Raw genomic sequence first — 21,137 nt, forward strand, 5'->3', positions numbered from 1 at the left:
CGCCGTCGCTATCCCTTCACCGCTCCCTCCAGACCCTCGCTGCGCAGGAAGAGCCGCTGGAAGGCGAGAAAGAAGAGGATCGGCAGCGCGGCGGAGATCGCCATCGCGGCCAGCAGCACGGAAAGGTCGGTGGTCGGCGCGATCGAGGGCAGCCTGACCGCGATCGGCTGCTTGGCCGGGTCGGGCAGCACGATCAGCGGCCAGATGAAGTCCTTCCACGCGGCGAGCACGGCGAAGACCGACACCACCCCGAGCACCGGTCGCGACATCGGCAGGACCACCGACCAGAAGAGCCGGTACGCCCCGGCGCCGTCGATCCGCGCGGCGTCCAGGATCTCGCGGGGCAGGCTGTCGAAGAACCGCTTCATGATCACCACGTTGAACGCCGAGGCGCCCGCGGGCAGGAAGGCTCCGGCGTACGTCCCGACCAGCGACCAGTGCACGACCGGCAGGCTCAGCACGGTGAGGTAGAGCGGGACGAGCAGCAGCACGACCGGCACGAACATGGTGGCGAGCACGGCTCCGTAGAGGATCCGCCCGAACCGCGGCCGCAGCACCGATAGCGCATAGCCCGCGGTCGTGGCGACCACCACCTGGACGGCCCAGGAACCGGCGGCGATGACCACCGTGTTGACCAGGTAGGCCGACAGGCCCAGCTCGGTCCAGGCCTGCGACAGGATCGAGAGGTCCGGCCCGTTCGGCCACAGCGAGATCGGCGAGCGCAGCGTGTCCTGGGTCGGCGTGACCGCCGACTTCGCCAGCCACAGCAGCGGACCGAGACAGACCACCACCAGCGCCGCGAGCGTCGCCAGCTGCACGCCGCGAAGACCCCAGCGCACCGACGTACGCCGCCGGTCGAGGGAGGAGACGAAGCTCATCAGTCGCTCCATCCGCGAGTCAGCCGGAAGTAGGCCCACGACAGCAGCGCCAGCCCGACCGCCATCATTAGGCTCAGCGCGGTCGCCGGGCCGTAGTCGCCGCCGCCTGTGGTGCTGCCGAAGGCGTACTCGTAGATCAGGAGCAGCAGCGTCAACGAGGCGTGCGAAGGCCCGCCGCCGGTGAAGAGATAGGGCTCCAGGAAGACCTGGGCGGTGCCGATGATCTGCAGGATCAAGGTGATCAACAGCACCGGGCGCAGGTGCGGGAGGGTGACGTGCCAGACCTTGCCGAGCACGCCAGCTCCGTCGGCCGAGGCGGCGTCGTAGAGCTCCTGCGGCACCGTGGTCAGCGCCGCGAGATAGATGATCACCGTGCCGCCGGCCGCGGCCCAGGTCGCCTCCATCACCAGCGAGGGCAGCACCCAGTCGGCCGACTCCAGCCACGGCACCGGCCCGAGCCCGACCCAGCCCAGGATCGTGTTGAACACGCCCCCGGACCCGGCGTCGTAGAAGGTCTTCCACAGCAGCACCGCCACCGCGGGCGGCACCACGACCGGCAGGTAGGCCAGGCAGGCGTAGAGGCCACGCAGCTTCCGCAGCGAGCTGAAGACCACCGCCATGACCAGCGGGATCGGATAGCCGAAGACGAACGCGATCGCCGCGAAGACCGCCGTGTTGCGCAAGGCCACCGGCAGCAGCGGGTCGGAGAGCACCGTGCGGAAGTTCTCCAGGCCCACCCACTCCGCGGGCCCGACGAGGTTGGTCTCCTGAAGGCTCATCACCACGGTCCGGGCGATCGGCCACCACGAGAACAGCCCGAAGACGAGCAGCATCGGCAGCAGGAAGACCAGAGTCGCGGCGCTGCCGCGCCACCAGCTCGCGACGATGGAGACGAAGGACGTACGCCGGCGAGCCGGCCCTCGCACGAGGGCCGGCCCACCCACCCGGGACATGTCAGCGACCACGCTCAGCCCTTGTCCAGGATCTGCTGCACGGAGGCGTCGGCATCCTTCAGCAGCGCGGGGATGTCGGCGTTCTCGTCGCTGAGCACCTTCTGCACGACCGGGTCGAGCGCTCCGTACACGGCCTGCGTCTGCGCGGGCGGCTCGGCGACCAGCGTGAGGTCGAACATCCTGGAGGTGTAGCCGGTCATCTGCTCCAACGGCACGTTGACGTAGTCCTTCACCCAGCCCTGGTAGGTGGTGTACGACGCCTCGTCGAAGATCGGGAAGGTCGGCGTCCCCACGGGCTGCTCGGCCGCGGTCTGGGTCTTAGCGTCGGCGACGGCCGCGGACTCGTCGGTGTACTTGCGGACCCGGAAGAAGTCCGCCCAGGCCACGGCCGCCTCGGCCTCCGCCTCGGTCGCCTTGGCGCTGACGACGTTGACCGAGCCTCCGCCGAGCGCGCCGGCCTCGGCCGAGTCACCCATCGGGACCGCGGTGAGCCCGTAGGTCTCCGGGTCGATCGCCGAGGTCGTGACGAGGGAGTTGTAGACGTCGGATCCACTGATGTACATCGCGACCTTCCCCGCCGCGAACGCCTGGTTGATGCTGTTCCAGTCGTAGGAGGTGTTGCCGGAGAACGACTTGTCGGTCCAGCGCATGTCGTGCAGCAGCCGCAGCGCCTCCGCGGTCTGCGGGTTGTCGACGGTCGCGGTGAACGTGTCACCGTCCTGCGTCTCCATCCGGCCGCCGAGGGCGTAGGTCAGGGTCGTGAGGATCCAGCCACCGGTGTTGGAGCTGGTCATCTCGGCGTACCCGGTGGCACCGGTCCGGTCGTGGATCTGCTTGGCGGCCGCGCGCAGCTCCTCCCAGGTGGTCGGCGGCTTGTCGGGGTCGAGGCCGGCCTTCGTGAACAGGTCGCGGTTGTAGTGGAGCGCGTTGGCGTAGACGTCGGAGGGCAGCCCGTAGACCTTCCCGTCGGTGCCCTGCGCCGCGGCCAGCACCGTCGGGTTGAGCTTGTCGAAGTAGGGCAGCTCGCGGACCTCGGCGTCGACGTCGGCGACCTGCTTGCGCTCGACGAGGCCCTTGGTGTCGGTGAACGGCACCCGGAACGAGATCGGCAGCGTCCCGCCGGCGAGCTGGGCAGGGAACGTCTGCGCGTTCCACTGCCACTCCACCGGCTTCACGGTGATGTCGGGATGCTCCTTGTTGAAGGCTGCCGCCTGCGCCTTGACGGCGTCGATCGTGGCCTGCTTGTCGCCGGGGCGCCAGCCCTCGACGGTGATCGTGACGCCGTCGCCGTCGTCCGACGTCTCACCGCAAGCGGTGAGCGAGCCGAGCACGACAGCCGCGACCGCGGCGAGCGCGACGCTGCGCAACCGAGTGGTTCTCATGGTCTGTCTCCTGGATGTTGTGGTGGGGTCTCAGGTCGTGGGCCGCAGCCAGACCGCGGCATCGGGAAGGAGCCGGCCCGCCTCGAGCGGCGAGCTGGCCAGCCAGACGTGGTCGCTGCTCGGCAGCTCCACGGGCGTGTCGGTCAGGTTGACGACGCAGGCGAAGCGCGTGCCGCGGCGGAAGGCGAGGATCCCGGGGTCGGTGTCGATCCAGCTGAAGTCGCCGGCGACCAGGTCGGGGTGCGTACGCCTGATCAGCAGCGCCATCCGGTGCAGCGACAGCATCGACCGGGGGTCGGCCGACTGGGCCTGCGCCGTCAGCCGCGCCCAGCCCTCGGGCTGCGGCAGCCAGGTCTTCACGCCCGGTGGGCTGAAGCCGTACGGCGGCCGGTCCCCGCTCCATGGCAGGGGCACCCGGCAGCCGTCCCGGCCGGGGTCGACACCGCCGCTGCGGAAGTGCATCGGGTCCTGGATCCGGTCCGGCGGGATGTCGGCTTCGTCCAGGCCCAGCTCCTCGCCCTGGTAGAGGTAGTACGCCCCGGGCAGCCCCATCGCCAGCATCGCCGCCGCCCGCGCCCGCCGCTCGCCGAGGGCCCGGTCGGTCGGAGTGCCGAAGCGCTTGGTCTCGAACGAGAACGCGGTGTCCGCACGGCCGTAGCGCGTCACCGGCCGGGTGACGTCATGGTTGGAGAGCACCCAGGTGGCGGGCGCATCGGCCTCGCCGTGCACGCGCAGCGTCGTCTCGATGGAGGTACGCAGCGCCTCGGCGTCCCAGGGCGCGGTCATGAAGTCGAAGTTGAACGCCGCGTGCAGGACGTCGGGGCGCAGGTAGCGGATGAACCGGGCGGTGTCGGGGAGCCAGACCTCGCCGATCAGAGCCCGGTCGGTGCCGTACTCCTGCGCGATCCGGCGCCAGCCGCGGTAGATCTCCTGGAGCTCCTCGCGGTCGACGTACGGGTGCTCGCCCGGTCGCGGGTCGTCGGGGACGTCGGGGAGGGCCGGGTCCTTGGCGAGCAGGGCGGCGGAGTCGATCCGGATCCCGGCGACCGCTCGGTCGAACCAGAACCGCAGGATCTCCTCGTGCTCGCGGCGTACGTCCTCGTGCTGCCAGTTGAGGTCGGGCTGCTCGGCGGAGAAGAGGTGCAGGTACCACTGCTCGGGGACGCCGTCGGGCGTCGTCAGTCGCGTCCATGGCGTGCCGCCGAACTCCGAGGTCCAGTCGTTGGGCGGCAGCTCGCCATCGGTTCCGCGGCCGTCTCGGAACCAGAACCGCTCCCGTTCGGGTGCACCGGGCCCGGCGGCGACCGCGGCCCGGAACCATCGGTGCTGGTCGGAGACGTGGTTGGGGACGATGTCGATGATCGTGCGGATGCCGAGCTCGAGGGCGTCCTGGATCAACGCCTCCGCCTCGGCGAGGTCGCCGAAGATCGGGTCGATCGCGCGGTAGTCGGCGACGTCGTAGCCCCCGTCGGCCATCGGCGACGGAAACCACGGCGTGAACCAGATCGCGTCCACCCCGAGGTCGCGCAGATACGTCAGATGCGCCCGTACGCCGGCCAGGTCACCGGTGCCGTCGCCGTTGGCGTCGGCGAAGCTGCGCGGGTAGATCTGGTAGATCGCCGCGGAGCGCCACCAGTCGGCGGGGCGCTCGGTGAAGACCGGAAGCGCCACCGGTGCCGGCTCGCTCCGTCGAGGTTCCGTGGCGGTCACGGGCACTCCGTTCTCAGCAGGTCACACGTTCATGTGACCGCCGTCACCTTGACGGCGTGCAGCGACCGTAAAGCCAGCCGATGAAAGTGCGCAAGAACTTGACAGAGCGTAATTAATTTCAGGACTTTGCGCGCTGGCTTGCGGGTCCGGTCGAGCGCCGGACCACCAGCTCGCCCTCGAAGAGCAGCTCGTCGACCGGCCCGAGCGTGCCGTCGATCTGGCTCACCAGGAAGTCGACGGCCGCCCGGCCCATCGCCTCGATCGGCTGCCGGATCGTGGTGAGCGGCGGGTCGGCGAACGCCATGAACGCCGAGTCGTCGAAGCCGATCACCGACACGTCGGCGGGTGTCGAGAGCCGCGCTCGGCGGACCGCCCTCACCGCCCCCAGAGCGAGCGGGTCGCTGGCGCACACGATGCCGGTCGCACCCTGCTCGACCAGCCGCGCCGCGGAGGCCTGCCCGCTCTGGAGCGAGTAGAGGCTGCGTACGACCAGATCCTCCTCGAACGGCACACCGGTCCGGTCGCAGACGGTGCGGAAGGCGGCCAGCTTGCGCTCGGAGGGAACGTGGTCGCGCGGGCCCAGGACCAGGCCGATCCGCTCGTGCCCGAGCGAGATCAGGTGCTCGGCCGCCTGCTCCATCGCATCGGCGTCGTCGCAGACCACCCGGGGAAAAGGCAGATCGTCGATGGCCGCGTTGATGAGCACGACGGGAAGGTTGCGGCCGGCGAGACGGTCGTAGTGGGCATGGTCCGCGTCCCGCTGGGCGTAGGCGCCGCCGGCGAAGACGACGCCGGCCACCTGCTGCTCGAGGAGCAGGTCGACGTACTCCGACTCGGTCACGCCGCCGGCGGTCTGCGTGCACAGCACCGGGGTCAGCCCCTGCTGGGCGAGGTGTGCGCCGAGGACCTCCGCGAGGGCCGGGAAGATCGGGTTCTGCAGCTCGGGCAGGACCAGGCCCACCAGCCTGGCGCGCTCGCCGCGAAGCTTCACCGGCCGCTCATAGCCGAGCACGTCGAGCGCGGTCAGCACCCGCTCGCGGGTCGCCTCCGAGACCCCCGGCTTGCCGTTGAGCACCCGGCTCACGGTCGCCTCGGAGACCTTGGCGCGGGCGGCTGCGTCGGCAAGACGTCTACTCATGAACGCAAGAATATAACTGCTTTACGCAAGCTGTCTGCAAGCGATGGCCTCCTTGACGCGCAATTCAATAAGTGATTTAGTCACTTTCTGTGACCAGCAACACATCATCGCTCTCTGAACGCATCGCCGACGGCATCGTCGCCATGATCGAGGCCGCGGGCCTGGAGCCGGGCGACGCCCTGGCCTCCTCGCGCGAGCTGGCCAAACGGTTCGAGGTGACCACACCGACGATCAGGGAGGCGCTGCGCCGTCTCGAGGCGACCGACGTGATCCGCTTCCGGCACGGGTCGGGCACCTACGTGAGCGGCGGGGTGAACCGGCGCCTGCTGGTCAACCCGCATGTCTCGGAGTCGCGCAGCGAGTCGGTCCTCGAGCTGCTCGACGCCCGGATCGTGCTCGAGCCGCCGGTCGCGGCGGCCGCGGCCGCGGCGCGCACCGACGACGACCTGGCAGCGCTGATGCTCTCGGCCGACAACTCGCTCAAGCCGCAGTACGCCGACGAGCGGCCCGAGCTGCACTTCCACGTCGCGCTCGCCGGCGCCTCGGGCAACCTGCTGCTGCGCGAGACGATCGAGGCACTGCTGCAGGTGAGGGCCCGCGACCAGATCGAGATCCGGCACCGCTACACCGACCGCGACCGTGACCACGCCGACCACCTCCGGATCGTCGAGGCCGTACGTGACGGCGACCCCGACGCCGCGGCCACCCTCACCCGCGAGCACCTGCTTGCCATCCGCGAGGCGATCGCGTCCACCCTCGGCCCGGAGCAGGCCTGATGACCGCGAAGCTCGCCGAGATGACCACCCTCGAGGCCGCGACCGCCGCCGCGAGCGGGACGGTCGTGGTGATCCCCGTGGGCGCGTTCGAGCAGCACGGCGCCGGACTGCCCCTCGCCACCGACCAGATCCGCGCCGAGGCCCTCGCCGACGCGGTCGCCGAGGCCCTGCCCGGCAAGGTCGTCATCGGGCCGGGCGTACCGGTCGGCGTCTCGCCCCACCATCAGGCCTTCGCCGGCACGGTGAGCCTGCGTCCGGCGCTGTTCGCCGCCGTCGTACGTGAGTACGTCGAGTCGCTGGCCGGCCACGGCTGGCGCCGGTTCCTCGTGGTGACCGGGCACGGCGGCAACAACGCCACCCTCGGCACCCTCGCCCAGGAGCTGCTGCGCGACCGGCCCGACCTGGAGCTCGCCTGGGCGCCGGTGACCGCGCTGGCCAAGGACGCCGTGGCCACGATGGAGCTCACCGCGGTGTCCGGTCACAGCGGCGAGGCCGAGACCGCCCAGATGCTGCACATCGCCCCCCACCTCGTACGCCGCGACCAGCTCGTCCCGGGCACCACCTCGCCCGACCAGCTCGACCCCTTCGCCCGCCTGGCCCGCTCGGTGAACCACCCGGCCGTGGCCCTCCCCTACGACCGCCTCTCCCCCAGCGGCGTGCTCGGCGACCCGCGGCACGCCACCGCGGAGGACGGCCGCGCCATCCTCGCCGAGGCCACCGACCGCATCGTCGCCTTCATCAAGGAGTGGCTCGACACCTAGGCCACCCGCCCTCTCCAGCTCGGGACCCGACCGGGACGCACACCGCGTCGCCGGGCGATCCAGCACACCCGAAAACGCATCGATCTGCCCCGAAGGAGCACCCATGTCCCCACGACGATCCCGCCTCCTGGCCCCGGCCGTCGCGGTCGCGGCCGTGGCCGCGCTGTCCCTGGTACCGACCGCCACCTCCGCCCTCACCCACGCCTCCGGTCAAGGCCGAGCAACCGGCGAGAGCACTCCGGCGCCCTGCGCCAAGCCCACGGACCAGGAGCCCGACAGCAGCCAGAAGTACGAGCTGACCAGCGGCGACCTCGAGCGCAGCTACGTGCTCCGCCTGCCCGAGGGCTACGAACGGCGCGCGGACTGGCCGCTGATCGTCGCCTACCACGGCCGCGGCAGCACCGGCGTCGAGGTCGAGGGCTTCTCCGAGCTCTCCGACCTCCCGGCGGTGGTCGCCTACCCCGACGGCGCGATCGGCACCGGGTCGGGCTATCGCAAGGCCTGGCAGGGCGCACCGTACGAGGCTCCCGGCGTCGACGACGTCGCCTTCACCTCCGACCTCCTCGCCGCGATCGAGGCCGACCACTGCATCGACACGTCCCGCGTCTACGCCACCGGGAAGTCCAACGGCGCCGGTCTGGCCGCCCTGCTCGCCTGCCGGCTGCCGGACACGTTCGCCGCCGTCGCCCCGGTCGCGCCTGCCCTCTATCCAGGCACCCGGACCGGGTGCGCCGAGGCACCGCCGACGCCGATCCTGGAGATCCACGGCGTCGCCGACGCGACCATCCCCTACGCGGGCGACGCCGACCGTGACCTGCCCGCGATCCCGGAGTGGGTCCAGGGCTGGGCCGACCACAACGGCTGCACCGCCTCCGCCACGCGCACCAACCGTGACGTCGAGACCACCCGGTGGACCGGGTGCGACCAGGGCGCCGAGGTCCAGCACGTCGCCGTCGAAGGCGGCGGCCACGTCTGGCCCGGCGGCGACATCTACTCGGGTGGCGGCCACGTCACCCACACCATCGAGTCCGCGACGGTGATCTGGGACTTCTTCTCCCGCCACCGCCTCACCAGCGAAGGGTGACCCCCATGACCAGCACCACCACACCCACCGGCAGTGACAGGCTGCCGTGGATCATCCGCGCGATGGGCGTGATCGAGCGCGTCGGCAACGCCCTGCCCCACCCGTTCTGGCTCTTCTGGATCCTCGCCGCGATCCTCGCCGTGATCAGTGCGATCTGCGCGGCCGCCGGCGTCTCGGTCATCTCCCCCACCGACGGGGAGGAGGTCGTCGTACAGAGCCTGCTCAGCGGTGAGGGCCTGGCGATGGCGGTCTCCACGATGGTCTCCAACTTCGCCGAGTTCCCGCCGATGGCGACCATCGTCGTGGTCATCATGGGTGTCGCCGTCGCCGAGCGCACCGGGTTCCTCACCGCCGCGATGAAGACCGGGATCTCCCGGGTGCCCGTCGGCTGGGTGGTCTTCGCCGTCGCGTTCACCGGAACCGTCGCCCACGTGGCATCGGCGGCTGCGTACATCATCCTGGTCCCGCTCGGCGGCCTCGCCTTCCGGGCAGTGGGGCGCTCCCCGATCCTCGGGATCGTGGTCGCCTACACCGCGATCGCGAGCGGGTACGACGCCAGCCCGATCCCCACGCCCAACGACGCGATCTTCGCCGGCATCACCACGGCCGCGGCCCAGATCGTCGACGAGAGCGCGTACGTCTCCCCCGTCAGCAACTGGTTCTTCAACATCGCCTCCTCGGTGCTGCTGGCCGCGGTGATCACGCTGATGACCAAGTTCGTCCTCTCCAAGCGGCCCGACCTCGACGCCGACGAGGACGCCGACGACGGCGACTTCGGCACGCTCGAGCTCGACGGCCGTGAGCGCCGGGCGCTGCGCTGGTCCCTGCTGAGCCTGCTGGTCGCGATCGTGGTCGTCGCCGCCGTCGTCATCCCGCCGGGCTCTCCGCTGCGCGGCGAGGACGGGTCGCTGACCGAGTCGCCGTTCCTCACCGGCATCGCCGCGGTCGTCGCGGTGCTCTTCGGCCTCGCCGGCACCGTGTACGGCACGCTGTCCGGTTCGATCACCAAGGCCGGTGACGTGCCGGCGCTGATGGGCCAGGGGATCAAGCAGATGGCGCCGGTGCTGGTGCTCTTCTTCGCGATCGCCCAGTTCCTGGCGTACTTCGAGTGGTCCAACCTCGGCGACGTGCTCGCGGTCAACTCAGCCGAGGCCCTGGAGACCAGCAACATCCCGGTGTGGGTGGTCTTCCTGCTCGTCCTGGCCCTGCTCAGCATCGTCAACATCATGGTCACCAGCGGCTCGGCGATGTGGTCCATCGCCGCGCCCGTCCTGGTGCCGATGCTGATGCTGCTCTCGGTGCCGCCGGAGACCACCCAGGCGCTCTTCCGGATCGCCGACTCCGGCTCCACCGCGATCACCCCGATGAGCCCGTACTTCGTGATGGCCCTCGGCTTCCTGCAGCGCTACCGCAAGGACGCCGGCATCGGCACCCTCGCCTCTTACACGCTGCCGCTGGCCATCGCGATGAGCCTCGCCTGGACCGCCCTGTTCTTCCTCTGGTGGGCGCTCGGCATCCCGCTCGGCCCGGGGGCTCCGGTCCGCTGATCCGCTGCGACGAGGCCCGGCGACCTGTCGAGGTCGCCGGGCCGCTGTCACGCCTTCGGGAGTGGTTCAGGCGAGCAGCTCCAGCAGCGCCTTCGCGGTCGAGACGCTGGACTGAGGGTTCTGTCCGGTGATCAGGGTGCCGTCGACGATCACGGTGTCGCTCCACGGCTCGCCGGTCTCGACGATGCCGCCGGCCGTACGCATCCGCTGCTCGACCGAGAACGGGATGCTATCGCCGTAGCCGCCCTGCTGCTCCTCGGTGTCGGTGAAACCGGTCATCCGGCGGCCACGGAAGAGCCAGCCTCCCTCGCCGGTCGCGGCGAGGAGGCCGGCGACGCCGTGGCAGAGCGCGACGACCGGTCGGCCGGCGGAGTCGGTGGCGGTCAGGAGCGCGGCGAGCGAGGCGTCCTCGACCAGGTCCGTCATCGGGGCGTGGCCGCCGGGGATGTAGACGGCGTCGTACGCGGCCGGGTCGATGTCGGCGAGATCGAGCGGGTGGGCGAGCTGCTTCTCGAGAGTGTCGAGGTAGGCGCGGAACCGCTCGGCGTCCTCGGGCTGGACGCCGCCCTGCTCGCTGAGCGAGAGCGCGTCGACCGTCGGCGCCCTGCCGCCGGGGGTGGCGATGTCGATCTCGACGCCGGCCGCGGCGAGCGTCTCGTGGGAGGCGGCGACCTCCTCGGCCCAGAAGCCGGTCGGGTGCTCGGTGCCGTCGGCGAGGACGAGGGTGTCGGCCGCGGAGACGACCATCAGTACGCGAGTCATGAGGTTCTTCCTTCTTGTTCGGTTCGGTGATGACGTAACGACGACCCTCGCCCGCTTCAGTCCCGAACACCGTCGCGAGGTCATAATGATTTCTATGACCTCGCTCGATCTCTGGGAAGCGTTCACGCACGCCTACCGGGAGCGCTCGATCAGCGCCGCGGCCCGTCGCCTCGATCTCTCACAGCCCGCGGTGACCGCCCGGATCCGCAAGCTCGAGCAGGATCTCGGCGCGGTCCTGTTCGAGCGCTCCCGCACCGGGCTGGTGCCCACCGGGCGCGCCGACGCGCTCGCCGCCCGGATCACGCCACTGGTCGACCAGCTGCGCGGCGCCGTCGGCACCGAGTCCTCGATCGGCCCGGGGAGCATCCGGATCGGCGGCGCCGCGGACGTGATGGCCACCCGGATCGTGCCCGCCCTCGCCCCGCTCGTACGCGACGGCCTCGACGTCTCGGTGACCACCGGACTCGCGCAGGAGCTCCTCGACGACCTGGCCGAGGAGCGCCTGGACCTCGTCGTCTCCTCCGTACGCCCCGGCGACGAGCGGCTGCGGTCGGCGGCACTGGTCGACGAGGAGTTCCTCCTGGTCGCGGCGCCGGCGATCGCAGGACAGGTCGACCCCGCCGAGCTGGCACAGGACCCGGTCCGCGCGCTCGCGGCCGTACCCCTGGCGGCCTACTCCCCCGACCTGCCGATCATCCGGCGCTACTGGCTCACCGAGTTCGACGAGCGCCCCACCAACCGCACCGCGCTCGTCCTGCCCGACCTGCGCGGCATCCTCCGCGCCGTCGTCGCGGGCATCGGCGCCTCGGTGCTGCCCCGCTACCTGGTCGACGGAGCCCTCGCCGACGGCACCGTCGTACGCCTCCACGAACCCAGGCTCGGGCCGCTCAACACCCTCTGGCTCGTCACCGGCCGCAGCGCGCCACCGGCCGTCGGCCACGTCTGCCGACACCTGAGCGCCGAAGCCGCCGGTTGGGCGAGCACCTGACCGCTTTCCTGAAAGACTTCACCCGTGAACGTACTCATCGACGCCGACGAGCTCGCGACCGCGCTCGCCTCGGACCAGCCCCCGGTCCTCCTCGACGTACGCTGGCAGCTCGGCGGCCCGCCCGGACACCAGTCCTACCTCGAGGGCCACATCCCCGGCGCCGTCTACGTCGACCTCGACACCGAGCTGGCCCGCCACGGCGAGCCCACCGACGGCCGCCACCCGCTCCCCGAGCTCGCGGACCTGCAGGCCGCCGCCCGCCGGTGGGGCATCTCCGAGGGTGACACCGTGGTCGCCTACGACGCCGTCGGCAACACCTCCGCCGCTCGCGCCTGGTGGCTGCTGCGCTGGGCGGGCGTCGCCGACGTACGCCTCCTGGACGGCGCCCTCGGCGCCTGGACCTCCGCCGGGCATCCGCTGGCCACCGACGACGTCGAGCCCGAGCCCGGCACGGTGACACTCACCCCGGGCCACCTGCCGGTGCTGCGGTTCGAGCAGGTCGAGGCGTACGAGGGTCTTCTGCTCGACGCCCGCGCGGCCGAGCGCTACCGCGGCGAGGTCGAGCCCGTCGATCCCAAGTCCGGCCACATCCCCGGCGCGGTCTCCGCGCCGACCGCCGACAACCTCGGAGCTGACGGCCGGTTCCTGCCGGTCGAGGAGCTCCGGGCCCGCTTCGCCGAGCTCGGGGTCGAGGCCGGCTCCCCGGTGACCGCCTACTGCGGCTCCGGTGTCACCGCCGCCCACGAGGTCGCCGCGCTGGCGATCGCCGGCTATGACGCCGCGCTCTACCCCGGCTCGTGGAGCCAGTGGAGCAACCACGACCTCCCGGTGGAGACCGGCTAGCCCGACAGCAATCGCCTCGACCTCAAGTCAACTTCATCTTTGACGATGGTGATCCACCACGAGAGAGATGGAGCTGGACCATGACGGAACGCAACGACCGACCCGCGGTGACCGTGATCGGGATGGGCAACATGGGATCGGCGGTCGCCCGCGCCTACCTCGAACGCGGCTACCGGACCACGGTCTGGAACAGGACCGCCGACAAGGCCGAGGTGCTCGCGGACGCGGGAGCCGCCGTCGCGTCCACGGCGGCGAAGGCGGTGGCGGCCAGCCCGCTGACGATCCTCAGCCTGCTGGACAACACCGCGGTCGCGGACGTCCTGGAGTCCGTCGGCGACGCGGGCGCCGGCCGCACCCTGGTCAGCCTGACCAGCGGCTCCCCCGCCCAGGCCCGGGCCAACGAGGCCTGGGCCATCGAGCACGGGGCGGTCTATGTGGACGGCAAGGTCATGGGAGACCCGCCCGATGTCGGCACGCCCAGGGTGTCGCTGGCCTTCAGCGGTGACCGCGGCGCCTACGAGACCGCCGAGCCGGCCCTGCGGGAGCTCGGCACGGTCCGCTACCACGGACCCGACGCCGGGTTCGCGGCCGTGGAGTTCAACGCCCAGGTCGCGATGGGCTACGAGTTCCTGATCGGCTTCCTGCACACCCTCGACCTGGTGGAGAGGGAGGGCATGGACCTGGAGGCGTTCACCGAGCGGCTCGCCGGGTCGCTGAACGGCTACGCCGGCCTGCTGACGATGATGGCCGGAGCGATCAAGAGCGGGACGTACGGCCCCGACCTCGGCTCGCTCGACGTCCAGGCGGCCCTGATGGACGACCTGATCGGGCACCGGGAGTCGACCGGCGTCGAGGCGGTCCGGATGCGCGAGGTGAAGTCGTTGATGGACCGCCGGATCGCCCAGGGTCACGGCGATCAGGGGTTCTCCAGCATGTATGAGCTGCTACGCCCCTGAGACCTGTGCCTCCTGCGCGGCGACCTCCGCCTCGGAGCGCAGCACGCAGAGCTGGTTGCCCTCGGGATCGGCGAAGATGACCCAGCCGGTCCCGGGGCCGTACTTCCCGCGGTGGTCGGCGATCTGGGTCGCGCCGAGCTCGAGGAGCCGCTCGACCTCCTCGTCGCGGGTGCCGGTGCGCGGACGCAGATCGAGATGGATCCGCTTGGCGGGCAGCTCCTCGTCCGGCACCTCGATGAACAGCAGCCGGTGGCCGGTCTCCGGATCGAGGATCATGCACTCCTCGTGACCGGGGAGGTTCGGGTCACCCTCCACGTCGACGTAGCCGAGCAGAGCCTTCCACCACTCCGAGAGCGCGTACGCGTCGTGGCAGTCGATGGTGGTGTGCGAGACGAAGAGGGTCATGCCCACATCGAAACGTACCCGCGCACCCGAGTCCACCGGGTTATCCGCCTCAGGCCGGCTCGACGACCTTCTCGTCGATGAACTGCGGAAGCAGCTCGACGGCGATGGGCGCTGCGGCGTCGATCTTCTCCTGCGGCACGTCGCAGATCCGCAGGCAGGTGGCGGCGATCGCCCAGGCCTCGCGGCACGGGATCCGACGGTTCGGGTCCTCGGTGCGCATGTTGATCACGCCCTCGACCTGCTGGATGAGCAGGTCACCCAGCTGCTTGCGGCTGACCGTCGAGCGCACCGTCTTCGAGGCGATCTCGCCGGCCAGGTGTGCGTAGTGGCCGGCCAACTCCGCGTGCTCGTTGCGGAACTCGTCGTAGACCTCGCACTTGGCCACGTCGGGGAGCTGGTAGAGCATGCCGACGTTGTGCGGCACGTCGGCGAGGGTGCGTACGTCGACGAGGACCAGCAGGTAGAGCGCGGTCTCGTAGTCGAGCGGCGGCACCTGGTCGAGGATCTTCTCGACCTTGTCCGTGGTCGGTCGCACCGACCGGCGGAGCAGCTCGCCGAGGATCTCGTCCTTCCCTGCGAAGTGGTAGTAGAGGGACGCCTGGCGGATGCCGACCATGTCGGCGATCTCGCGGGTAGACGTCGCCGCGAAACCCTGGGAGACGAACAGCCGCGATGCGGCATCCAGGATCTGGTCGCGCGGTGAGGTCGTACCTGAATCGGGAACATGCCTAGGGCGGCCGGGCCGAGAACGCCTAGTTGTCATGTTGCCCATCTAACTCCCATCCAGACTTTCAAGGAAGACTTGAAAGGACTTTATCCTCTACAAAATATGAGCCGTAAGACCTATTGGACATAGTTCGATCGGGCTATGTCCACGATGTGTGTGTTTGCGCCTGTCAGTACCCGGACGCATACACCGGAAGCCCCCATGTACGGCTGAGCACCGGGTCGCGCCACGTGGTTCGGCGCTGTCATCCGGCTGTTACCCGCCGTCAGAGGGGCTAACGACGATGTGGGTGACAGGTCACGCATCTGTTGGACATTCGTGTAACGCCTGTGGCGGGCGCCACATGATCTCCGACCGATCGCTGCGAGACCGGCCTCGGGCCGCTGGCCAACCCTGCTTCAAGGACGCTCGCCGGCCTGGTCGCCATTCGACGCTGAAACTCCGTTTCCGATCCTGATGCGTCATGACGCCTCCGGAGGCGATCATCTCTATCGGATCGCTGCGATTTGGCTTCGGTCGCATGTACGCTCGCCACGAGCGGCACAGCCGGTCGTGCCGTGCAAAGGCAACAACTCCCCCACACACATCGACAAGTGAAATCTCAGGTGCCTGTAGCACCCGTCTCGGGACTCCTCCCCCACGGGTGCGCACCGGCAGGGGGAATGCACACATGGGGCAGAGCGACGCGGTCGTCCGGCGGATGGGCGGCCACGCGAGAGCGGCGCAGACGCAGGCGCCGCCGGCAACCGACCAGGCAGGATCCGCACTCGGCGGACACGATGATCCCGATGGGCCGGAGGAACCGCTGTCGACCCGGCCACGTGTCACTCGACGGGGATTCGGCAGCATCCAGTCCAAGCTGCTGCTGATGCTGGTGCTGACCAGCGTGCTGTCCTCGATCGTGGTGGGCTACTTCGGCTATCGCAGCGGTACGCAGGCGCTCGAGAACTCGACCCGCAGCCGCCTCCAGGACGTGCTCGACGAGCGCGCCTCTCGGGTCTCGGCGATGATCAACAACGTCTCCGGCGGCGTGACCCTCGACAGCCAAGGCGTCGGACCGGAGTCGATGGCCGATTTCAGCTCGGCCTACAACCAGCTGGCACGGGGCACGGTCGACCCGGCCGACACCGCGGCGCTGACCCGCTACTACAACGACTTCTACGCGCCCCGCCTGCAGGAGAACGTCGGCGGTGAGATCAACGCCGACGCCTTCATCCCGACGTCCCCCGCACGGACCTACCTGCAGGCCCGCTACACGGTCGAGGCCACCACCGAGACCGACACCTCGCGTCCGGTCTCCGACGTCGACGACGCCGGTGACGGATCCGCTTGGAGCGCGGCCAACAAGAAGTGGAACCCCTACTGGCGTGCCGTACGCGACTCGCTCGGCCTCGACGACGTGATGATGATCGATACCGAGGGACGTGTCGTCTACACCGCCGACAAGGGCTCCGACCTCGGCAGCGACGTCGACAGCGGCGAGCTCCGCGACGGGGCGTTGGAGTCGCTGTGGCGAGAGGCGTTGCGGTCCAACAACCGCGACTACGTGGCGATCTCCGACTACGAGAGCTACCAGCCGGCGTTCGGCCGGCCGCGGATGTTCGTAGCCTCGCCGATCGGCACCGGAGGCGACGCGACCGGTGTGCTCGTCTACGAGATCTCCTCCAACGCGATCACCATGCTCACCAGCGGGTCCGGCACCGCCGAGAAGGTCTCCGGCCTCGGCGAGACCGGCGAGTCCTACATCGTCGGCACCGACGGCGTCCTGCGCACCAACTCGCGCAGGCTGCTGACTGATCCGAACGGATTCGCCGACCAGATGCGCGACAACGGCACCAGCGAGAAGACCGTCGACCAGATGCTCCGGATGAAGCTGGCCGTCGGCCTGCTGTCCGCGGGGCCGGACATCTCCGACGTGGCCAAGAACGGCAGCACCGGCGTCGCGGAGATGACCGACTACGCGGGCAAGGACGTGCTGGCCGCGTACGAGCCGCTCGACGTCGAGGGGCTGGACTGGTCGCTGGTCGCGACCATGGAGACCGAGGAGGCGCTCGCCCCGGTGCAGGGGTTCGCCCGCAACGTACTGCTGGCGACGGCCGCGGTCATCCTGCTCGTCTGCGCCATCTCGGTCCTGCTGGCGCGGGTCTTCACCCGACCGGTCGGGCGACTGATGAGCGGGGTTCGTGCCGTGGCCGGCGGAGACCTCGGCGCCCAGGTCGACGCCGGCTCCCGCGACGAGTTCGGCGACCTGGCGACGGCCTTCAACGACCTGAGCTCGAACCTGGCCGCCAAGCAGGAGCTCGTCAACGCGCAGCAGGCGGAGAACTCCCGCATCCTGCGTTCCCTGATGCCCGAGGCGGTGGCCGACCGCTACCAGCACGGCGAGACCATCATCTCCGCCGAGCATCAGAACGCCTCGGTCGTCTACACCGAGATCGACGGCTTCGACGCGTTCGCCGGCAGACGACCCGCCGACGAGTCCTTGGCCATGCTCAAGGAGCTCACCGCGGGCTTCGACGCAGCGGCCCACCGCGCCGGTATCGAGAAGGTACGCAGCGTCGGCACCGGCTACATCGGCAGCAGCGGCCTCATCGTCCAACGGGTCGACCACGTCCGCCGGGTCGCGGACTTCGCCGTCGACGTGGCCCGGATGGTCGAGCGGTTCAACGTCACCAACGACGCCAACCTGGTGCTGCGCGCCGGCGTCCACACCGGTGACGTACGCGGCGGCCTGGTCGGTCAGGGCGACATGGTCTACAACCTGTGGGGCGAGGCGGTCGACCTGGCGTACCGGGTCCGGACCGTCGCCGGCGACGCCGGGATCTACCTGACTGACGAGGTCAAGGAGCAGCTCTCCTCGGCGTACGACTTCGAGCAGGTCGGCACGATCGACGACAGCCCGGTGTGGCGGGTGGTGCTGTCGTGACACACATCGTCGACATCGGCGGAGCCCAGTGGTTCGGGTGGGCGATGGTGCTCATCGTCGGGCTGCCGATCCTCCTGCTGGTTCTCTCCGAGGTCCACCTGCGGCTGGCGCGCCGGGGCAGCGCCCTCGCCTCCCCCGTCAACCGGCTGCGACTGTGGCTGCTACCGGGGGTCGCGCTGCTCGTGTTGCTCACCCAGGTCGGGCACCTCTCGGCCGACAACAACGGCGTACGCATCGTGGCGACCGTGGTCGGCGTACTCGCGGTGAGCATCGCGCTCGGAGCTCTCAACGCGCTGCTCTTCGGCAACGCGGTCCGCGGGAGCTGGCGCGAGCGACTGCCCGGGATCTTCATCGACCTGGCCAGGCTGGTCCTGGTGGTGGCCGGAGCCGCGTTCGTCGCCTCGATGGTGTGGGGCTTCGACGTCGGCGGGCTGTGGGCCACGCTCGGCGTCGGGTCGATCGTCATCGGTCTGGCGCTGCAGAACGCGATCGGCAGCGTCGTCTCCGGACTGCTGCTCCTCTTCGAGCAGCCGTTCCGCCTCGGCGACACCCTCGATGTCGCCGGCGTCAGGGGCCGGGTCGTGGAGATGAACTGGCGCTCCACGCACCTCGACACCGGCAGCGGGGTGCAGGTCATCCCCAACGCCTCCCTGGCCGCGGCCTCCTTCACCAACGACAGCCGCCCCACCCGCGCACACGACCACACGCTCAGCCTGGCCTTCGGGCCGACCGACCCGCCGCACGAGGTCGTCGAGACCGTGACCGCGACCGCCGCCGCGCTGCCGTCGCTGCGGCCGGGCACCGTCGCGACGGTGCGCGCCACCGGTGGCGGCGCCTACGATGTGACCCTTCCGCTGGCCACCGCCTCCGAAGCCGATGCCGCGAGCTCCACCCTGCGCACCCGGCTCTGGTACGCGGCCCGTCGCGCCGGCCTCACCCTCGACGGCGTCGCGGCGGAGCCGCGCCCCACGGCCGACGTGGAGGAGGCGCTCCGGTCGGTCTCGACCACGCTCGAGCTCACCGATGAGGAGATCGAGGCGCTGGCTCCGCAGTGCCGCGTGAACACGTTCGGCGCGGGCGAGCCCATCGTCCGCCCCGGGCGAGTGCCCACCGCGTACGGGTTCGTGGCCAGCGGTGTGGTCGAGGTGACCGCGCCCTCCGACTCCTCCGGCGACGGCGCCGTGGTCGTGGCGCGTCTCGACCGGGGCCAGGTCGTCACCGCTGAGGCACTCCAGCGGGAGGCCGGCACCTTGACCGCGACCGCGGTAACCCTGACAGAGGTGCTCGAGCTGCCGCTCGCGGTGGTCGACCAGCTCGTCCTCGCCAAGCACGGTGTCGCCCGGCGGCTCAGCGCCGTCGCCGAGACACGGCGCGCACCGGAGGGTCAGCGCGCCTAGGATCTTCCCGTGGGGAAACAGCAGACGCGGTGCCGGCGTGACGAGGACCTGACCGGGCAGCTCGGCACCAGGCTGCGGCATTTCATGCATCTGGAGTCGACGAGCGCCGCGCTGCTGGTGATCGCCTCGCTCCTGGCGCTGGCCTGGGCCAACTCGCCGTGGTCGCACGGCTACGAGCACCTGTGGGAGACGGTGTTCTCGGTCCGGTTCGGCGACGTCGGCCTGTCGATGGACCTGCACCACTGGGTCAACGACGGCCTGATGGTGGTCTTCTTCTTCGTCGTCGGCCTGGAGGTACGCCGCGAGCTCGCCGTCGGCGAGCTCACCGACCGCCGCCGCATGGTGGTGCCACTGATCGCCGGCGCGGGCGGCCTGCTGCTGCCGGCACTGATCTACGTGCTGCTGAACCCCTCCGGTGAGGCGGCACGCGGGTGGGGCATCGTGATCGGCACCGACACCGCGTTCCTGCTCGGCATGCTGGCGCTGGTCGGGCCGGCGGTCTCGACCCAGCTGCGCATCTTCCTGCTCACGCTGACCGTCATCGACGACATCGTCGCGGTCAGCGTGATCGGGGTCGCCTACACCGAGAATCTCGAGGTCGGTCCGCTGGTCGTGGCCGGGCTGGCCCTGGTCGGGATCTTCGTGCTCGACCGGGTCAAGGTGTGGCGGGCCGGGCCCTACGTACTTCTCGTCCTGATCGCCTGGGTGGCCACGCTCGGTGCCGGGCTGCACGCCTCGATCGCGGGGATGCTGGCCGGCCTCCTGGTGCCGGCGGCGGAGCCGACCCGGGCCCAGATGGAGGTCGCGACCTCGCGGTTCCGTGCTTTCCGGCAGTCGCCGCTGCCGACGCTGCAGCGTGAGACCCGCGACGAGCTCACCCGCACGATCTCGGTGAACGAACGGCTCCAGGAGACGCTGCACGTACCGACGAGCTACCTCATCGTGCCGGTCTTCGCGCTCGCCAACGCCGGCGTCGACCTGCGCAACGGGGTGCTCGGCGAGGCGCTGAGCTCGCCGGTGACCTGGGGCGTCGTGGCCGGACTGGTCCTGGGCAAGACGCTCGGGATCGGCGGCGGCGCGCTCGTGGCCACGCGGCTGCGTCTCGGTCGGCTGCCCCAGGGCGTCGGTGGCGGCCATGTTCTCGGCGGCGCGGCGCTGTCCGGGATCGGCTTCACCGTCGCGCTGCTGATCACCACCCTCGCCTTCGACTCCGAGACGCTGCAGCGCGACGCGGTCGTCGGCGTGCTGCTCGCCGTCGTGATCGCCTCCGCGCTCGGCTGGGTGATCTTCCAGCTCGCCGCACGCTTCCTCGGCCAGCGGGACGCGGCCCTGCCGAAGCTGCTCTCTCCGCCGGTCGACCCGGAGCGCGACCACATCTACGGCGCCGAGGACGCCGAGGTCACCCTCGTCGAGTACCTCGACTACGAGTGCCCCTTCTGCGCCCGTGCCACCGGCACCGCCAACGAGGTCCGGGACTACTTCGGACCCCGGATCCGCTACGTCGTACGCCACCTGCCCCTCACCCAGCACCCGCATGCCGAGCTGGCCGCGGTCGCCGCCGAGGCCGCCGCCCGGCAGGGCAAGTTCTGGGAGATGCACAAGCACCTCTTCGAGCACCAGAACGAGCTCGAGCACCATGACCTGGCCGGCTACGCCGGTGTCCTCGGGCTGGACGTCGAGCAGTTCCTCCGCGACCTGGAGGATCCGGCGCTGGCCGAGCACGTGCGCGAGGACATGGCCTCGGCCAATGCCAGCGGCGCCCGCGGCACCCCGACGTTCTTCGTCGGGTCACACCGCCACGAGGGCCGCTACGACGCCCGCACTCTCATCGCCGAGCTGGAGCGCTCCGCGACCGGAGAGACCGCACGGCTCGGGGTCCGCTCGCGACGCTGAGGGTCTGCGTC

Annotated in this window: 18 protein-coding genes; 10 read left to right on the forward strand and 8 right to left on the reverse strand. The window is 70.5% G+C overall.

Annotation, left to right across the window (positions count from 1 at the left end):
• Window positions 1–8: 8 nt before the first annotated feature.
• The 5 genes from ABT304_RS17610 to ABT304_RS17630 form a co-directional block, all read right to left on the reverse strand.
• Window positions 9–878, reverse strand: a complete 870-nt coding sequence (locus tag ABT304_RS17610) for a carbohydrate ABC transporter permease (protein ID WP_350717064.1) — start codon at window positions 876–878, stop codon at window positions 9–11.
• The gene (locus ABT304_RS17615; RefSeq protein ID WP_350717066.1) at window positions 878–1,843 is read right to left on the reverse strand and encodes a carbohydrate ABC transporter permease; all 966 of its coding nucleotides are present in this window, start codon (window positions 1,841–1,843) and stop codon (window positions 878–880) included. The genes ABT304_RS17610 and ABT304_RS17615 overlap by 1 nt, the downstream gene beginning before the upstream one ends.
• Before the next feature lie 2 nt (window positions 1,844–1,845).
• Window positions 1,846–3,213, reverse strand: a complete 1,368-nt coding sequence (locus ABT304_RS17620; RefSeq protein ID WP_350717068.1) for an ABC transporter substrate-binding protein — start codon at window positions 3,211–3,213, stop codon at window positions 1,846–1,848.
• Window positions 3,214–3,243: 30 nt separating this feature from the next.
• Window positions 3,244–4,923: a glycoside hydrolase family 13 protein gene (locus tag ABT304_RS17625; protein WP_350717070.1), complete on the reverse strand. Its 1,680-nt coding sequence runs from the start codon at window positions 4,921–4,923 to the stop codon at window positions 3,244–3,246.
• Window positions 4,924–5,041: 118 nt separating this feature from the next.
• Complete coding sequence (locus tag ABT304_RS17630; RefSeq protein WP_350717072.1) at window positions 5,042–6,061, reverse strand: LacI family DNA-binding transcriptional regulator; 1,020 nt, start codon at window positions 6,059–6,061, stop codon at window positions 5,042–5,044.
• Window positions 6,062–6,150: 89 nt separating this feature from the next.
• Here ABT304_RS17630 and ABT304_RS17635 point away from each other — a divergent pair, with 89 nt between their 5' ends.
• The 4 genes from ABT304_RS17635 (at window position 6,151) to ABT304_RS17650 (ending at window position 10,229) form a co-directional block, all read left to right on the forward strand.
• Complete coding sequence (locus tag ABT304_RS17635) at window positions 6,151–6,837, forward strand: FadR/GntR family transcriptional regulator (RefSeq protein ID WP_350717074.1); 687 nt, start codon at window positions 6,151–6,153, stop codon at window positions 6,835–6,837.
• Window positions 6,837–7,598: a creatininase family protein gene (locus ABT304_RS17640; RefSeq protein WP_350717076.1), complete on the forward strand. Its 762-nt coding sequence runs from the start codon at window positions 6,837–6,839 to the stop codon at window positions 7,596–7,598. The genes ABT304_RS17635 and ABT304_RS17640 overlap by 1 nt, the downstream gene beginning before the upstream one ends.
• A 103-nt stretch (window positions 7,599–7,701) precedes the next feature.
• On the forward strand, window positions 7,702–8,682 hold the full coding sequence (locus ABT304_RS17645) for a CE1 family esterase (RefSeq protein WP_350717077.1): 981 nt from the start codon (window positions 7,702–7,704) through the stop codon (window positions 8,680–8,682).
• A 5-nt stretch (window positions 8,683–8,687) separates the two neighbouring features.
• The gene (locus tag ABT304_RS17650) at window positions 8,688–10,229 is read left to right on the forward strand and encodes an AbgT family transporter (protein ID WP_350717079.1); all 1,542 of its coding nucleotides are present in this window, start codon (window positions 8,688–8,690) and stop codon (window positions 10,227–10,229) included.
• 66 nt (window positions 10,230–10,295) lie between these two features.
• On the opposite strand, the gene ABT304_RS17655 is transcribed toward ABT304_RS17650, so the two are convergent.
• A complete protein-coding gene (locus tag ABT304_RS17655) occupies window positions 10,296–10,991 on the reverse strand; it encodes a type 1 glutamine amidotransferase domain-containing protein (RefSeq protein ID WP_350717080.1) in 696 nt (231 codons plus the stop codon).
• Window positions 10,992–11,085: 94 nt separating this feature from the next.
• Here ABT304_RS17655 and ABT304_RS17660 point away from each other — a divergent pair, with 94 nt between their 5' ends.
• The 3 genes from ABT304_RS17660 (at window position 11,086) to ABT304_RS17670 (ending at window position 13,778) form a co-directional block, all read left to right on the forward strand.
• Entirely contained in the window at window positions 11,086–11,979 is an 894-nt protein-coding gene (locus ABT304_RS17660) for a LysR family transcriptional regulator (protein ID WP_350717082.1), read from the forward strand.
• 24 nt (window positions 11,980–12,003) lie between these two features.
• Window positions 12,004–12,822, forward strand: coding sequence for a sulfurtransferase (locus tag ABT304_RS17665; RefSeq protein WP_350717084.1), 819 nt, complete (start codon window positions 12,004–12,006; stop codon window positions 12,820–12,822).
• Window positions 12,823–12,902: 80 nt separating this feature from the next.
• Window positions 12,903–13,778: an NAD(P)-dependent oxidoreductase gene (locus tag ABT304_RS17670; RefSeq protein WP_350717085.1), complete on the forward strand. Its 876-nt coding sequence runs from the start codon at window positions 12,903–12,905 to the stop codon at window positions 13,776–13,778.
• Here the strand turns inward: ABT304_RS17670 and ABT304_RS17675 are convergent.
• Together ABT304_RS17675 and ABT304_RS17680 are read right to left on the reverse strand one after the other, a co-directional pair.
• Window positions 13,767–14,183, reverse strand: coding sequence for a VOC family protein (locus ABT304_RS17675; RefSeq protein WP_350717087.1), 417 nt, complete (start codon window positions 14,181–14,183; stop codon window positions 13,767–13,769). The genes ABT304_RS17670 and ABT304_RS17675 overlap by 12 nt on opposite strands.
• A 49-nt stretch (window positions 14,184–14,232) precedes the next feature.
• Window positions 14,233–14,946, reverse strand: a complete 714-nt coding sequence (locus ABT304_RS17680; protein ID WP_350717088.1) for a TetR/AcrR family transcriptional regulator — start codon at window positions 14,944–14,946, stop codon at window positions 14,233–14,235.
• A 634-nt stretch (window positions 14,947–15,580) separates the two neighbouring features.
• On the opposite strand from ABT304_RS17680, the gene ABT304_RS17685 reads away from it, so the two are divergent.
• Genes ABT304_RS17685 through nhaA form a run of 3 tightly spaced genes read left to right on the forward strand, consistent with a single transcriptional unit; the run spans window position 15,581 to window position 21,126 of the window.
• On the forward strand, window positions 15,581–17,836 hold the full coding sequence (locus ABT304_RS17685; RefSeq protein WP_350717090.1) for an adenylate/guanylate cyclase domain-containing protein: 2,256 nt from the start codon (window positions 15,581–15,583) through the stop codon (window positions 17,834–17,836).
• On the forward strand, window positions 17,833–19,233 hold the full coding sequence (locus ABT304_RS17690) for a mechanosensitive ion channel domain-containing protein (protein WP_350717091.1): 1,401 nt from the start codon (window positions 17,833–17,835) through the stop codon (window positions 19,231–19,233). Before ABT304_RS17685 ends, ABT304_RS17690 begins: the two co-directional genes overlap by 4 nt.
• A 9-nt stretch (window positions 19,234–19,242) precedes the next feature.
• Window positions 19,243–21,126: a Na+/H+ antiporter NhaA gene (gene nhaA / locus ABT304_RS17695; RefSeq protein ID WP_350717093.1), complete on the forward strand. Its 1,884-nt coding sequence runs from the start codon at window positions 19,243–19,245 to the stop codon at window positions 21,124–21,126.
• The last annotated feature ends 11 nt before the right edge of the window (window positions 21,127–21,137 follow it).

Source organism: Nocardioides sp. NPDC000445 (assembly GCF_040300245.1).
GTDB lineage: Bacteria > Actinomycetota > Actinomycetes > Propionibacteriales > Nocardioidaceae > Nocardioides.